The organism is Roseovarius aestuarii (genome assembly GCF_019966515.1).
GTDB lineage: Bacteria > Pseudomonadota > Alphaproteobacteria > Rhodobacterales > Rhodobacteraceae > Roseovarius > Roseovarius aestuarii.
Genome location: NZ_JAIMIB010000012.1, coordinates 1 through 14,995 on the forward strand (window position 1 = coordinate 1; position 14,995 = coordinate 14,995).

10 protein-coding genes and 1 tRNA gene are annotated in these 14,995 nt (G+C 59.0%); 7 read left to right on the plus strand and 4 right to left on the minus strand.

Going from position 1 to position 14,995, the window contains the following annotated elements; translation table 11 throughout:
* The coding region (locus LC334_RS14375) for a hypothetical protein (protein WP_223413012.1) at window positions 1–213 on the plus strand (213 nt) is incomplete at its 5' end.
* Window positions 214–630: 417 nt separating this feature from the next.
* Here the strand turns inward: LC334_RS14375 and LC334_RS14380 are convergent.
* Both LC334_RS14380 and LC334_RS14385 read right to left on the minus strand, forming a co-directional pair.
* Window positions 631–1,101 carry a disulfide bond formation protein B gene (locus tag LC334_RS14380; protein ID WP_085799672.1) on the minus strand — a complete coding sequence of 157 codons (471 nt, stop codon included), beginning with the start codon at window positions 1,099–1,101 and terminating at the stop codon, window positions 631–633.
* Window positions 1,102–1,103: 2 nt separating this feature from the next.
* Window positions 1,104–1,682: a YqaA family protein gene (locus LC334_RS14385; RefSeq protein WP_085799671.1), complete on the minus strand. Its 579-nt coding sequence runs from the start codon at window positions 1,680–1,682 to the stop codon at window positions 1,104–1,106.
* A gap of 141 nt (window positions 1,683–1,823) precedes the next feature.
* Here LC334_RS14385 and LC334_RS14390 point away from each other — a divergent pair.
* The 3 genes from LC334_RS14390 (at window position 1,824) to LC334_RS14410 (ending at window position 6,352) form a co-directional block, all read left to right on the plus strand.
* Window positions 1,824–1,909: transfer RNA gene (locus LC334_RS14390), tRNA-Leu, on the plus strand.
* A 687-nt stretch (window positions 1,910–2,596) separates the two neighbouring features.
* Complete coding sequence (locus tag LC334_RS23070; protein ID WP_085799800.1) at window positions 2,597–4,972, plus strand: Hint domain-containing protein; 2,376 nt, start codon at window positions 2,597–2,599, stop codon at window positions 4,970–4,972.
* 273 nt (window positions 4,973–5,245) lie between these two features.
* Window positions 5,246–6,352, plus strand: coding sequence for a Hint domain-containing protein (locus LC334_RS14410; protein ID WP_085799670.1), 1,107 nt, complete (start codon window positions 5,246–5,248; stop codon window positions 6,350–6,352).
* Here the strand turns inward: LC334_RS14410 and LC334_RS14415 are convergent.
* Together LC334_RS14415 and LC334_RS14420 are read right to left on the minus strand one after the other, a co-directional pair.
* Window positions 6,349–6,939 (minus strand): nucleotidyltransferase family protein, encoded by a 591-nt coding sequence (locus LC334_RS14415; RefSeq protein ID WP_085799669.1) that lies wholly within the window; start codon window positions 6,937–6,939, stop codon window positions 6,349–6,351. The two genes, LC334_RS14410 and LC334_RS14415, sit on opposite strands and share 4 nt — an antisense overlap.
* Complete coding sequence (locus LC334_RS14420) at window positions 6,939–9,347, minus strand: GcvT family protein (RefSeq protein ID WP_085799668.1); 2,409 nt, start codon at window positions 9,345–9,347, stop codon at window positions 6,939–6,941. Before LC334_RS14420 ends, LC334_RS14415 begins: the two co-directional genes overlap by 1 nt.
* Before the next feature lie 278 nt (window positions 9,348–9,625).
* Here LC334_RS14420 and LC334_RS14425 point away from each other — a divergent pair, with 278 nt between their 5' ends.
* The 3 genes from LC334_RS14425 to LC334_RS14435 all read left to right on the plus strand — a co-directional run bounded on the left by LC334_RS14425 (window position 9,626) and on the right by LC334_RS14435 (window position 14,983).
* Window positions 9,626–12,055: a GcvT family protein gene (locus LC334_RS14425; protein WP_085799667.1), complete on the plus strand. Its 2,430-nt coding sequence runs from the start codon at window positions 9,626–9,628 to the stop codon at window positions 12,053–12,055.
* Between the two features lie 98 nt (window positions 12,056–12,153).
* Complete coding sequence (locus LC334_RS14430) at window positions 12,154–13,869, plus strand: coiled-coil domain-containing protein (protein WP_085799666.1); 1,716 nt, start codon at window positions 12,154–12,156, stop codon at window positions 13,867–13,869.
* A gap of 238 nt (window positions 13,870–14,107) precedes the next feature.
* Window positions 14,108–14,983 (plus strand): LysR family transcriptional regulator, encoded by an 876-nt coding sequence (locus LC334_RS14435; protein ID WP_085799665.1) that lies wholly within the window; start codon window positions 14,108–14,110, stop codon window positions 14,981–14,983.
* Window positions 14,984–14,995 lie beyond the last annotated feature (12 nt).

Consider the following 14,995-nt stretch of genomic DNA (forward strand, 5'->3'; position numbering starts at 1 on the left):
ACCGCCGCCTTCACCGCCGCCTTCGCCGCCGCCTTCACCGCCGCCTTCACCGCCGCCTTCACTGCCACCTTCGCCGCCGCCTTCACCGCCGCCTTCACCGCCGCCTTCGCCGCCGCCTTCACCGCCGCCTTCACCGCCGCCTTCACCGCCGCCTTCGCCGCCGCCTTCACCGCCGCCTTCACCGCCGCCTTCACTGCCACCTTCGCCGCTTAGAGCATATGCAACGGTTGTGGTTGATAAAGTAGCGACGCCAAACGCAGTACTTGCGAGTATTCCGATTAGGCCAATTCTGAGCAGTGAGTTGCTACGCGAAATTGTTTCTTCCAAATATTCATTGTTAATCATGGCTATTGTTACTCCTCTAACTACATTGCCAAACTGCCCAGGTTTGTGCCCCCCTCATGAGCTAGGATTATGCCTGCATTGGTCTGCGTCAATATTAAATTACAAAGTCCGTTTTATGTGATTTGGGTATGCTGAGGTCGGTGTATACACCGAATTACTCGTATTTGACAAAAATATTAGATGTGAAGAAACGGCTGGCTACCGACCTGCTTGGCCGGGTTGGGGAATTCAACCGTATACTCGCGCTGCGGGGGGAGGATACTTTGAGGCTTTCGTTATGGCGCCTTATGCGCGGCTTTGACGTTGTCCCGCCTGCAACCAAAACACGACCAACCCAAGAGAGATCAAAGCGTTCCAGCCTGCCATCGACAGACCCAACATCTGCCAGGGGATCTCGTCACACCGCACCAGCGGCGCGTTCATGATTTGATTAAAGAGATCGTCGGTTGAAATTCCCGACACGCCGGAAGAGCTGCAAGAGCTTGGGCCTTCCCACCACCCCTGTTCGACGCCGACATGGTAAACCCCGAGCGCCGACGTGGTAAGCGCCGCGACAGCACCCATCAGCGGCAGCAACCGTCCGGGGATGACAAAGGCAATCACACCGATAACAATGGCGGCGACATGTGGCCATCTTTGCCAGATACAAAGCTTGCAGGGCGCCATCCCCCCCAGATGTTGAAACGCCAGCGCGCCCAGCATCAGAAGGGCCGATCCGCCTGCCGCCATCACGATCCAGCGTTGCCGCGTGGTCATGGTCAGAAATACCTCACCGCATAAAACCCACCGAACAACAAGACCACAAACAGGATGGTCATCAAGCCCAGGCGCTTTTCGATGAATTCCCGAATGGGTGAGCCGAATTTCAACAACAGGCCCGCCACCAGGAAAAACCGCAACCCGCGCGCCAGGATCGAAGTGATGATGAAGGTCGCAAGTGGCATACCGGTCCAGCCCGACATGATCGTGATCACCTTGTAGGGGAAGGGGGTGATACCAGCGGTCAGCACTGCCCAGAAGCCGAAATCGTTGAATCTTGTGCTGAATTCGCCCATTGCGTCTGTTTTGCCCAGCGACTCGAGGATGGGCTGGCCGATCTGTTCATAGGCCAGCGCGCCGATGGCATAGCCCAGCAATCCGCCCACCACCGAGGCGATCATCGCCACGGCTGCGACCAGCCAGGCCCGGTTCGGCCGCGCCAGGATCATTGGGATCATCAGCACATCCGGCGGGATGGGAAAGACCGAGCTTTCGATGAAGGCCACGAAGGCCAGAACCCACAGCGCGCGCGGGTGATCGGCCATGCGGATGGTCCAGTCATAAAGGCGTCGGATCATAGGCTTAGGTCTTTCCGTTGCGTCATGGCCGCGACAGAGCATGCAGGGCAGGGCGGGTCAACCCCGCGGCGTCTGAACCGGTCAAAAAACGGCGAAACGGTACTGGACGTGGCCGCGCCACTTGGGTAGAGCTAGGCCCGTGCCCAAGTGGCGGAATGGTAGACGCAGGGGATTCAAAATCCCCCGCCTTAACGGGCGTGCCGGTTCGAGTCCGGCCTTGGGTACCAGCTCTCCGCAGTCGTAAACAAGACCCGAAGTCGATTCGGCGCCGTGGTTTCATTGTTTCCGTTTTTGCGACTGTCTTTCGAATATGCCGCTATTGGATAGTTTTCGCCTAGTCGTGGCACTGCGGTCAGGTCGGAGCGCGTGTGGCTTGTTCATATCGCTGCGATGGTGGTTGAGATCGTGCAGGGATACATCTTCAGGGTTGTAAACTTGTGAAAATTAACACTGTTTTTCTTGCAAAAAGCTGGATTCGTATTATCCGGGAGAAGTGAAACTAAACTCAGGGTTGTTAATCAGTGTCTTTAAAACTGGCCGGATCGCGCCTCGTTCGCCGCCATAATGACAAATTTCTGACAATTTTCGCTTTGTTGCGCATATCGGTTTGTTACAACTGGTGGGCCCAACTGGGGGGCGATGTTTTTAGGTCACGGGGGCGACCGCACAAGACGCGCATCACCGAAGATGCGGGAGAGCTGCGAGCGCTGAGCCTGAAAGGGCATTGCGAACGTTTATCGGAGTGCGACATTTGTTCGTCGCGGTCCTTTCCATCGACAGTCGATGGATCATCTCCCGGCCAGTATCGAGGTGTGTGCAGTAGGCCCAGGCGTGATTCTCGCGTGCGGGTACAGGTAAATGGTTTCTGTGGCCCGGCCCTTCGGCACCGGCCAGCCACAGGGTAGGAGAAGATGATGTCGAATAATTTCGATGATCCATTTGCGGCCAATTTGATCGGGCTGTGGGACTTTCTGAATACCGGACCAACAGAAGATACCGGCCTTGCCGATGGCGTCGCCCAAAATGGCGAGCTTGAGGGGGATGCCCGGATTTCGGACGGCGCGCTGCATACCGGTGGTTGTGGCATGTTCGAGGTCGCGGGCGGCAATGACGAACCGTTCGATCTGGCCGAAGGCACCATTGCCGTCGCCTTCACCCAGAACAGCCATATCGGCACATCGCCCGACACGATCGTGAATCGTGGCGAGCAGGCGGACGCAAATCAGGAAGGCTGGTTTGAACTCAGCGTGACGCAGGATGGCGCGGTGCAGGTCTGGCACTGCGACAACGGATTCGATGTAAACCTCGTAACCGGTCCTGAATTTCTCCAGGAGGGTGACAGTATCAAGGCCACCTATTCCTGGTCACCTGACGGCGGGCTGACCTTTCAGGTCGAGAATCTGACCAAGAATACCGAGGTCACGCTTACCGCCGACAATCCCGGCCTGACGATGGACGTCACCGATAACGACGACGAAAGCTGGACCTTCGGCGCGCGAGAGGTCGATGATGGCCGGTACGGCAATCACTTCGACGGCACCATTGATTATGTCGCTATTTACAATGCAGATACGCTCGCCGGGGGCGATCCCGTGGCTGCCGATGACGATGCCGAGGGGGATGAGGATACCGACATCATCATCGAAGTGTTGGATAATGACAGCGACCCTGATGGTGATCCGTTGGAGGTGAGTGCGGCAAGTGATGGCGCGAACGGCACTACAGTGATCAATCCGGACGGCACGATCACCTACACGCCCGATGCCAATTTCAACGGCACCGACACGTTCAGCTATACCGTCAGCGATGGCGACGGAGGTACTGACACGGCGACGGTGACGGTCACCGTCAGGGCGGTCAATGATGACCCCGACGCGGTTGACGATATCGCAACGACGGGTTTCGGCGATGAAATCGTGATTGACGTGCTGGACAATGACAGCGATGTCGATGGCGATCTGCTTGAGGTCACGAGTGCCACTGATGGTGCCAATGGCATCACCGCGATCAATCCCGACGGAACAATCACCTATACGCCCAATAGCGAATTCGTCGGCGAAGATACGTTCAGCTACACGATCAGCGACGGCGCTGGCGGAACAGATACAGCAACGGTGACCGTCTCCGTGGGGGCCGACATGCGCGACGGGATCGTCGATGGCACTGGCGATGACGACCTGATCGACATCGCCTACACCGGCGACCCGGATGGTGACCGCATCGACAATCTGGATGAAATTCTGCCCGGCGAAGGGCCCAACGACGATATCGTTCGGGCGCGCGGCGGCGATGACACGGTTCTGGCGGGCGACGGTGATGACGAGGTTTCAGGTGGCCGGGGCGATGATCTGGTGTTTGGCGGCGTCGGGGATGATGATCTGTCCGGTGGTCGAGGTGATGACACGCTGATCGGCGGTTCGGGTAACGACATCATCTCGGGTGGCCGGGGGCGCGACGATCTGCTGGGCGGGGCTGACCGAGATACCTTTACCGGCATCACCGCAGGCGATGTGGTTGATGGCAACGAGTCGGGGGATGATTTCGACACGCTCGATCTGACCGGCGCGGCAGAGGCGGAAAATCCGGGTGGCAGCTTGCGGGTCAACTATAGGTCGCCCGATCAAGAAGACGGGTTTGTGGAATTCGTCAATGCGGGCGGCACTGTCACCGGCACAATGCAATTCGCCAATATCGAAAATGTCATTCCCTGTTTCACGCCTGACACGGTGATCGCCACGCCACGCGGCGAGGTCAGGGTGCAGGACCTTCAGGCGGGCGACCGTGTGATCACCCGTGACAATGGCCTGCAGCCAATCCAGTGGATTGGCAAGCGTGGCCTGACCGCGCAAGAGCTGCAACAGGCGCCGCATCTGCAACCGATCCTGATTCGCGCCGGATCGCTGGGCCATGATCTGCCCGAGCGTGACCTACTGGTCAGTCCGCAGCACCGCATCCTCGTAAACAACGACAAGACCGCGCTTTACTTTGAAGAACGCGAAGTGTTGGCGGCGGCCAAACACCTGACCGACATGGAGGGCGTCGCGCAAGCTGACGCCGGCGACGTGACATATATCCATTTCATGTTTGCACAACATGAGGTTGTATTGTCTAATGGCTCTTGGACGGAAAGTTTCCAGCCCGGTGATCAGGTGCTGGATGGGATGAGCGACGATCAACGCGACGAGATTTTCGATCTCTTCCCAGAGCTGCGCAACCAGGAGGGGGTTCACGCTTACCAGGCGGCGCGAAAAACACTTAAACGCCATGAAGCGAGGCTTTTGGCAAAGTAATGTAATGCAGCTGGCCGGCCTGTGCACAGGTTGGCCCCGGAAATCGACTGCGGGGGCTGTTCGATTTCAGCGTAAACAATCCCGGCCATTGGCCGGGATTGTTTCGTTTCCGGCATTCGAACAGCTGGGCAAGGCTTCAACCTCACGGAATAAGCTAAATCCTGCAACTTTACGTGAGAAATTCCCCTTTGAGTTGCAATTGCCTCTGCGTAACTTAAGTCTGGCGGCGCGGGTTGCAGGACAATGTATTGCGCCCTTTGTAGGAACCGGGTCATGTCAACAAGTTTCGAAGTTATCTTTATCGGCAATCTGCGCGATATCGATCCCGTTGAGGGAAATACGCGCGTAAGCCAGGGGGCAGTGAATTCCTGGCTGGGCACCTATGGCTCGCTGGCTAATCCGTTGTCCGAGACGGCCATTCGGGATTTTGCCCCCGGTTCCACCGGGTTTGGCGGCGGTAGCGCCGGCGTCTACGATACCGATAACAATGCATCGAATGACACGTTCACCATCGACGGCGTTGAGAAGACCCATGACGCGACGATGTTGTTCAACGCCACCATCACTTTCAAGGATGGCACAACCGGAACAGTCAGCGCGGTGTTGTCACAGGACACCAATGGCGATGTTTATCTTATGCCCGAATTTGCCAACAACGCCGACGCGGCGGTGCTTGGCTCCGGGCCGATTGCCTCGATCACGTTGAACTCACCGCTCTATGCCGGTGGTCAGCGGGGGCAGGGCTATAATCTGACCGGTGATCGCTTTGCCACAAATTTCGTACCTTGCTTTACGCCCGGCACCCTGATCGCCACAATCAAGGGGGAACGCCCGGTCGAAGAGCTGCGTCCGGGCGACCGGGTGGTGACCCGCGACAACGGCCTGCAGGAAGTCCGCTGGACCGGCCGGCACATGCTTGATGCCAAAGCGCTGGCGTCGGCTCCCGACCTGCGACCGGTTCTTATTCGTGCCGGGGCGCTGGGACCTGAGACGCCGGATCGTGACATCCGGGTCAGCCCAAACCACCGCATGCTTCTGAGGAACGAGCTGGCAGAGGTCATGTTCGGTGAACGAGAGGTGCTGATCGCCGCCAAAAACCTGATAAACCTCGAGGGAGTAGAATGTCCCGAGACCTCGGGCGTCACCTATGTGCATGTGATGTTCCGCCGTCATGAGGTCATTCTGGCGAATGGTGCGTGGTCCGAAAGCTTCCAGCCCGGCGATTATTCTTTACGCAGCGTAGGGCGGGCGCAACGCAACGAAATCCTGACGCTTTTTCCGGAGCTGGCCGCGCCATCGGGGCTGAACGGATATCAAGCCGCCCGCCTGTCGTTAAAGCCGCACGAGGCTGAGCTGCTGATCTCGGAAATCGGCCGCTAGGGAGAGTTAGGCCCACGCCACGCCGCCCAGTCTTCGGGCGTGTCCAGATCTGTCGTGGCGTGACAGTCCGGCAATGGAATCATGACCACCTTTTCGTCCGCCAGAACGTCCCGCGCGCCCTGATCACCTGAAACCTCCGCAAGCGCCGGGAACAACCGTGCGGGAAAAAGCACCGGGTGCCCGGGCCGTTCCCGGGTATCCATCCCACGCATGACGGTTTCACTGTCAAAGGCGCGCATCATCGTGCGCAGGTCGTTCACGTCGATCTCGGGCATGTCGGCCAGCACCAGCATCAGCGCATCGGCATCTTGCTGCTGGGCAAATGCCGCCGCCGCACGAATCGAGGCGGCCATGCCTTCAGCGGCGTCATCGACGATCACAAGATCAAGTCTATCATCCACGATGCCTTCGGCGATCGCGCGACGCTCGGGGTTGTCTGGCGGCAAAGTCACCAGCACGTCGGCACCGGTTTCCAGCGCCACGGCTATCCGCTGTGCCAGAAGCGGCTGATAGTCCACCAGTTCCAGCAGCTTATCGCGTCCGCGCATCCGTGAGGAGGCGCCCGCCGCCGGAATGACGATCAGCATCAGCCCCGCATCCGCGCGCCATCGGCGTCGAACAGCGGCTCGGTGATCAGGCGCGCAGGGCGCATCTCGCCCAGTATCTCGATCTCGACCGCCCGCCCGTTCCGTACCTTTTCTGTAGGGATCAGGCCCAATGCAATCGACTTGCCCGCATAATGCGAATACCCGCCAGAGGTGCAGAAGCCTTCGACCTTGCCATCGATCCAGATCGGTTCGTACGCCGCCACATCGGCATCCAGCGCGTCAACCTCAAAGGCGCAGAGCTTGCGTGCGGCGCCATTGTCGCGTTCAATCTTGGCCGCTTCACGCCCGATGAACTCGAAAGGTTTCGCAAAGCTGGTGAACCGGTCCATCCCGGTTTCGGCGGGCGTATAATCCGGCGAGAATTCGTTCAGCCACGAGCCGAAGAACTTGTCTAGGCGCAATGACATCATCGCCCGCATGCCGAAGGGGCGCATGCCAAGCGGTCGTCCCGCCTCCCACAACACCTCCCAAAGAGCCCGCTGCGCCATCGGATCGCAATAGATCTCGTAGCCCAGATCGCCGGTATAGCTGACCCGCTGGATCAGGCAATCGACCATGCCCAATGTGGCATGGCGCAGGTCCATGAAGCGCATGTCGCCCAGATCAGCGCGGGTGCAGGCTAGCAAAACCTCGCGTGCTTTTGGCCCGGCGATCTGGAAACCGTTCAGCCGGTCGCTGATATTGTCGACGATCACGCCCTTGACCTCGTTGGTCTCGAACCAGCGCATATGATTGCCCTGCGCCCCGTAAGAGGCCGTCAGTTGGAACGCCTCGTTTGAGAGGCACGAGACGGTGAAATCCCCGATCAGTCGGCCCTTGTGCGAGAGCATTGGCGTGAGGCTGATCCGTCCCGGCTTGGGCAGACGTCCGGCCATGATCCGGTCAAGCCAGATGCGGGCATTCTTGCCGGTGACTAGGTATTTGCCGAAATTATGCACCTCGTTGATACCTACCGCCTCGCGCACCGCCCGGACCTCGCGCGCCGTGGCCTCAAAGGCATTGGAGCGGCGGAAGGAAGGCGTCTCATAGCGCGGCTCCTCCCCTTCGGCGAAGTAATTGACCACCTCAAGCCCATATTGCTGCCCCCAGACCGCGCCCATGCTGTCAAAGACATCATACATCGGCGTCTGCCGGAACGGGCGCGCGGCGGGCAGTTCCTCGTTCGGATAGGCCACTGAGAAGCGTTTCTGGTAATTCTCGATCACCTTGGGGCGGGTGTAACCGGGTGTGATCCAGTCGCCATAACGGGCCACATCCATCGCGGTCACGTCGCGTTCGCATTCCCCTTCGACCATCCATTGTGCCAGCATCAGCCCGACGCCGCCGCCCTGGCTGAACCCGGCCATCACGCCGCAGGCCGACCAGTAGTTTTTCATCCCCGGCACGGGACCCACCAGAGGGTTGCCATCGGGGGCAAAGGTAAACGGCCCGTGGATCACCGATTTGACGCCGGCGCGCTCCAGCGCCGGGAAGCGTCGATAGGCAAACTCGATACTGTCCTCGATCTTGTCCAGATCGTCGGGCAAGAGTTCATGCCCGAAATCCCAGGGCGTGCCATCGACGGCCCAGGGTTTGCAGGGCTGTTCGTAAAACCCGATACAAAGCCCGCGCCCTTCCTGCCGCAGATAACTTTCGCCCGCCGGGTCCATCACATGCGGGTGCTCTTCGTCACGTTCGACGATCTCGGGCACCTCGTCGGTGACGATATACTGATGCTCCATCGGGTGCAGCGGCAGGTAGACCCCCGCCATCGCCCCCACCTCGCGCGCCCAGAGGCCCCCGGCATTGACCACATGCTCGGCATGGATCGTGCCCTTTTCGGTGACGACATCCCATGTCCCGTCATCGCGCGGGTTGGTTTCGATCACCTTGCAGTGGGTTTCGATCGTGGCCCCGCCCATGCGCGCGGCCTTGGCGTAGGCGTGGGTCGTGCCCGACGGGTCCAGATGGCCATCGAGCGGATCGTATAGCGCGCCTAATATTCCGTCGGTATTGGTCACCGGCGCAATCTTGCGGATCTCATCAGGGCCGACAATTTCGGTCTCCAACCCCATGTAACGATGCTTGGCGCGCTCAGCGAGCAGCATGTCGAACCGGTCCTGATTATCCGCCAGCGTTACGCCGCCGACATGGTGCAAGCCACAGGACATGCCGGTGATCTTTTCCAGCTCTTTATAGAGCTTGATCGTGTAGCCTTGCAGCGCGGCCATGTTGGTATCTCCATTGAGCGTGTGGAATCCGCCAGCTGCGTGCCAGGTACTGCCACTGGTCAACTCGGACCGTTCAATCAGCATCACATCCGACCAGCCCAGCTTGGTCAGGTGATATAGGACGCTACACCCGACAACACCGCCGCCGATCACAGCCACTCTTGTGGTGGTTTGCATGAGACCCCTCCCGATTTGGTTTTTTTGTATCCTCAATCGCCGCCCGCTGACCAGCCTGTCAAAAACCGACAGGTTACGTCGCAACTCGGCTGTTGTTGGCGTCAGAGGTCCGGATTTGTACCAAAATCACCAATTTTGTACCTGATGACTGAAATCCGACAGAACCTGACGCATTCCTTAACCGAATTTGTAAGGTAACGGCTAAGCTTGTCGCGAAAGGGCAACCGGCTGGGTCGCAGAATCGGCACTCTGGCCCAAAGGATACCAAGGGAAGAACCATGAAAACTCATGCACAGGCAGTTGTCATCGGCGGCGGCGTCATTGGATGCTCGATCCTCTACCACCTCACCAAACTCGGCTGGACCGATGTTGTCCTGCTGGAACGCGATGAGCTGACGTCAGGCTCCACCTGGCACGCGGCGGCCAATATCCACGGGCTGCATGACAGCGCCAATATCTCACGTCTGCAGCACTATACGATGAACCTCTATAACTCGCTTGAAGAGGAAACCGGCCAGTCCTGCGGCGTCTTCCAGCCCGGCTCGCTTTATCTGGCGCAGACCGAGGCACGCGAACATCAGCTGAAATTGCAAGCGGCCAAGGCCAAGCTTTATAACATGAATTTCAGCGAAATCACCCGCGAACAGGCCGAGGAACTGCACCCGCTGGTCAATTTCGACGGTATCCGCTGCATCATGTGGGAACCCGATGGCGGCAATGTCGACCCCTCGGGCGTGACCAACGCCTATGCGGTCGGTGCGCGGCAGCGCGGGGCGGAAATCCACCGCTTCACACCGGTCACCGGTACGATCCAGAAACCTGACGGCACCTGGACGGTCGAAACCCCCAAGGGCAATATCGAAACCCAGTGGGTGATCAACGCGGCGGGCCTCTGGGGCCGTGAAGTGGCTGCACTGGCGGGGATCGAACTGCCGCTGCAACCGACCGAACACCAGTATTTCGTGACCGAGACCATTGACGAGATCGATCAGATGGATCGGCGCCTGCCCTCGGTCGCCGATCGAGATGGCGAATATTATCTGCGGCAGGAAGGCAAGGGGTTGCTGATCGGGGCCTATGAACAGGACATGAAATTCTGGGCGGAAAACGGCACTCCGCTCGATTTTGCCCATGACCTATTTGCCGATGATCTGGACCGGATCATGGACAACGTCATGCGCGCTATGGACCGCGTGCCGGTTGCCGCCGAGGCGGGCGTCAAGCGGGTGATCAACGGCCCGATGATTTGGTCGCCCGACAGTAACGTGATCCTGGGTCCGGTGCCGGAACTGAAGAACTACTTCGTTTGTGGCGGCATCATCCCTGGCTTCTCGCAATCGGCGGGCATGGGTCTGATGGTGGCGCAATGGCTGACCACCGGAGAGATGGAATATGACATGTTCCCCTGGGACATCGCCCGCTTCGGCCTTTGGGCGAACAACAAGGAATTCGTCAAAGCCAAGGTTGCCGACCAGTATGGACACCGCTTCGCCATCCATTACCCGAACGAGGAACGCGCCGCGGGCCGCCCGCTGAAAACCCGTCCGGTCTATGAGATGCAAAAGGAAATGGGCGGTGTCTTTGGCCTCAACTACGGCTGGGAGCACCCGCAATGGTTCGCCGGGGAGGCCGGTGCGAAAGACACCAACGGTTTCACCCGCCAGAACTGGTGGGGCCCCGTGGGCGATGAATGCAAGATGCTGCGCGACCGGGCGGGCATTATCGACATCTCGAACTTTGCCAAGTACCGCTGCAAGGGGCCGGGGGCGTCCGACTGGCTAAACTCGGTTTTTGCCAACCGCATGCCCAAGGGCATCGGCCGGTCCTGCCTGACGCCACTGATTGGTGTGCGTGGCGGCATTGCCGGTGACGCCACGGTGACCCGCGTGGCCGAAGATGAATTTTGGATCGTCTCATCGGGGATGGCCGAGCGTTATCACAAACGCTTTTTCGACAGCGTCCTGCTGCCCGAGGGCACCACATTCGAGAGCTTTACCGAGGCTATGTGTGGCTTCAACGTCGCCGGGCCGAAATCGCGCGAATTGCTGCAACGCCTCACCAATGCCTCGCTGGCAACCGAAGATTTCCCCTTCATGCGCTCGCAACAGATCGAGTTGGCAGGGGTGAAATGTCTTGCCCTGCGAGTCTCCTTCACCGGCGACCTGGGGTGGGAACTGCATTGCAACACCGAGGATCAGAAACGGCTTTACGAGGCGCTGATTGAGGCAGGTAAGGAATTCGGCGCTGGCCCCGTGGGCGCCCGGGCTCTGATGTCTATGCGGGTCGAAAAGGGCTATGGCTCGTGGTCGCGCGAATATTCGCCCGAATACTTCCCCCACGAGGTTGGCTTTGATGCGCTCTGCAAGATGGACAAGGACTTCCTCAACAAGGCCGCCGCGCAGGAGGCGCTGTCGAAGCCAACCCGCGAAAATCTGGTGCTGATCCATATCGACGAAGAGGCCACAAAGGCCTCGAACGCCGATGCAACCGGTGGCGAGCCGATCTTCAAGAATGGCAAAGGTATCGGGCGTGTCACATCCGGCACCTATGGTTATACGGTGGGTATGAGCCTCGCGCTTGGCTATGTCCGGACAGGTGAGGCTGAACCCGGAGACGAGGTTGACGTGATGGTGCTGGGCCAGCCCCACAAGGCCCGCATCCTGCACGAACCGCCGTTTGACCCCAAAGGCGAGAAACTTCGCGCCTGATCGCAGCTTCCCCGTTAACAAGGCCCGGTCGTGCAGAGGCTTGCGCACCGGGCCGTCTGCTGGCTTTATCACCTGGGATAGTTGGGCAGGGGATAACGGTGCAGATAACGGTTTTTGGAAAGATCACCCGCGCTTTTGGCGCATTTCTGATCAGTGTTACGATCGCGATCTTGTTGGCGGCCTCGCCAGGTACTGCGCAGGAGGGTGCCGAAGACGCCAGCGCCGAAGATATTGCCGCGCAGGAACTGGTCGAACGGGCCAAGACCACCATTGTCACGCTTGAGCCGCTACTGGAAAGCCTCGCAACGCTTGAATCGCAGGCTCAGGACCTTTCGGCGCAGACAGAAGCGGCGTCAGAGGCCGAACAGGCCGCATTGCAAGAGGAACTGGAGGCACTCGGGGCCGAGATTGACCTTGTGCGCGATCAGATATCCATCGTCGTCACCGGTGTCTCTGAACAGGAATATCTAAACCTCGAATCCACCGAGTTTGACCTGCGTCGCGAGTTGGAGGCGCTTGTTGAACCTTTTGTCTCTGGGCTGAAAGGGGCTACCGAAAACGCGCGCCAGATCGAGCGTACACGCCGCGCGCTCGCCGCCACCGGGCGGCGTCTGGCCGATGCCGAACTGGCTGTGGAAAATACCGAAGCCGCGATCCCGCAGGCCAGCAATGACACCGTTCTGACCCTGCTGACCCAGCAGCTTGAACTCTGGAAAGAACGGGTCGAGATCAACCGGTCGCAATATGACGCCCTGACCCAGCAACTGACGGATCTTTCCTCGGAACGTGCATCGGCCCGGCGCAATGTCGATTCCGCGCTGAGCGGTTTTTTTCGCGACCGGGGGCTTAGCATCCTGTTGGGGCTCTCAGCCTTTACTGGTTTTCTGGTTGCCTGCCGTCTCATCCGCTGGCTCGCATTGCGGATCTATGGTTTCACCGGACGCCCCACAAGTTTCGCGGCGCGCCTGTCCAATCTGATTTTCACCGGCTTTACGGTTCTGGGCAGCTTTGTTGCGATGATTATTGTGTTCAACCTGCGCAATGACTGGTTGCTGCTGGGGCTTGCCGGTCTTCTGACTTTCGCGCTTCTTTGGCTGGCGATACGCATGCTGCCCAATCTTCTTGAACAGATCACCGTATTGCTCAATCTGGGTGCGGTGCAGGAGGATGAGCGCGTGCTGTTCAATGGCGTGCCGTTTCGTGTGTCGAAGCTGAGCTTTTACACCGATCTGGTGAACCCGGCGCTGGACGGAGGCGAATTCACCTTGCCCGTGCGGGAGCTTGTCGGGCTGCATTCGCGTCCGGCGGCGGAAAACGAAAGCTGGTTTCCATCCGAAAAGGGCGACTGGGTGCGGTTGACCGATGGCCATGCGGGGCAGGTTGTTGCGCAGACACCGGAAATGGTGGTGCTGAAGCTTTTGGGTGGTGCGCAGGTGACGTATCAAACCTCGGACTATCTGGACCAGACACCAGAGAACCTGTCGCATGGCTTCCGGGTCGAGGTGGAATTTGGCATCAGCTATCGCCATCAGGCCAAGGCGGCCACGGAAATTCCGCGCCTCATGCGCGACGGGGTCGAAGCGCGGATAAAGGCATTCCTGCGCGACGAAAGCCTGCGCGCAGTCGAGGTCGAGTTGCTGCGCGCAGGAACTTCGTCAATCGACTACGAGGTCGAGGTTGACGTCGGCGGTGCGGCGGCGCCCCGGTTCGAGGAAATCGAGCGCGAACTGGCCCGTATCCTTGTGGAGCTGGCAACTGAAAACGACTGGGAAATCCCGTTCCAGCAAGTGGTGGTGCACCGGGCGGTGGATTAGGGCGAGACCCGCTGAAGGGCGCCAGTTGCCAACCCAAACAGCATGGCGCTGAAAGGGCGTGTTTCCTTTATAGCTGAAAGATTTGGCGGGAACCTCCCAAAAGCCTTTCGGCAGGGATCGTATTTTTGGGTGAATACGGTGAGCGGTCTTAGCCTACGCGGAAGTAAGTTTCTCTTTATGCTGGTGGGTAAAAATTATACCTTGTGACAGCATAGCTTAATGTCTGGGTGAGAGAGATATGACCATTCGACGCCTCCGCACTCTGGTAGCGATCGCCGATACCAAAACCTTTAGCGAGGCGGCGAAGCTCGTGCACGTCACCCATGCCGCTGTCAGTCAGCAGATGCAGGCGTTGGAGGCCGACCTTGGAATCGCCTTGTTCAATCGCAGCACCAGAACGCCTGAACTGACCCCGGTAGCGCACCAGATCGTCGCAAAGGCCCGTGATCTGATCGCGGATTACGACAATCTGGTGCCTTCGGTGCTGGGTGATGGCGGTCTGGGCGGTGTCATCACGCTGGGTGTCTTGCGCACTACCCTGACCGGTCTTACGCCCCGGGCGATGGCCGCCCTGAAATCCAAGTATCCCAAGCTTGGCCTGCACATTCGACCCGGGCTGACCGGAACGCTTCTCGCCGAGATCGAGCGCGGCAATCTGGATGCGGCCATTATCACTAAGCCAAACCTGATGCCTGTGGGTGTGGAGTTTCGTGAACTTACGAACGAGCCGATGCAATTGATTGCAGCGATTGAGGAGGCCGAAGACGATCCAATCAAGCTTTTGAAAACGAGACCCTTTATCCGCTTCAACCGGCGCACGGTTGTGGGCGCATTGATTGACAGCTGGATTTTGTCAAACCGCATCCGGGTGACAGAGACGATGGAATTGGACAGCCCCGAGGCCATTGCCAGCATGGTGCACGCCAATCTTGGCGTCTCTATCGTGCCGGACCTCGCCGTTAAACCACTTGATGCCATCCCTGTGAAGGCGTTGAGCCTGGGGCCGGATGCACCGCACAGGACACTTGGCCTGATTTATCAGGAGAACCAGATCAAGACCCGGGCCCTTGATGAACTGTTTGAGGCATTGAACGACGTCATTCAGACGGCTTAGGCAACGCAACAG

Coding starts and splice junctions, on each gene's coding strand:
- LC334_RS14380 (WP_085799672.1), bottom strand. CDS start 1,101: ATGACCACGCGGCAACGCTGGATCGTGATGGCGGCAGGCGGATCGGCC.
- LC334_RS14385 (WP_085799671.1), bottom strand. CDS start 1,682: ATGATCCGACGCCTTTATGACTGGACCATCCGCATGGCCGATCACCCG.
- LC334_RS23070 (WP_085799800.1), top strand. CDS start 2,597: ATGTCGAATAATTTCGATGATCCATTTGCGGCCAATTTGATCGGGCTG.
- LC334_RS14410 (WP_085799670.1), top strand. CDS start 5,246: ATGTCAACAAGTTTCGAAGTTATCTTTATCGGCAATCTGCGCGATATC.
- LC334_RS14415 (WP_085799669.1), bottom strand. CDS start 6,939: ATGCTGATCGTCATTCCGGCGGCGGGCGCCTCCTCACGGATGCGCGGA.
- LC334_RS14420 (WP_085799668.1), bottom strand. CDS start 9,347: ATGCAAACCACCACAAGAGTGGCTGTGATCGGCGGCGGTGTTGTCGGG.
- LC334_RS14425 (WP_085799667.1), top strand. CDS start 9,626: ATGAAAACTCATGCACAGGCAGTTGTCATCGGCGGCGGCGTCATTGGA.
- LC334_RS14435 (WP_085799665.1), top strand. CDS start 14,108: ATGACCATTCGACGCCTCCGCACTCTGGTAGCGATCGCCGATACCAAA.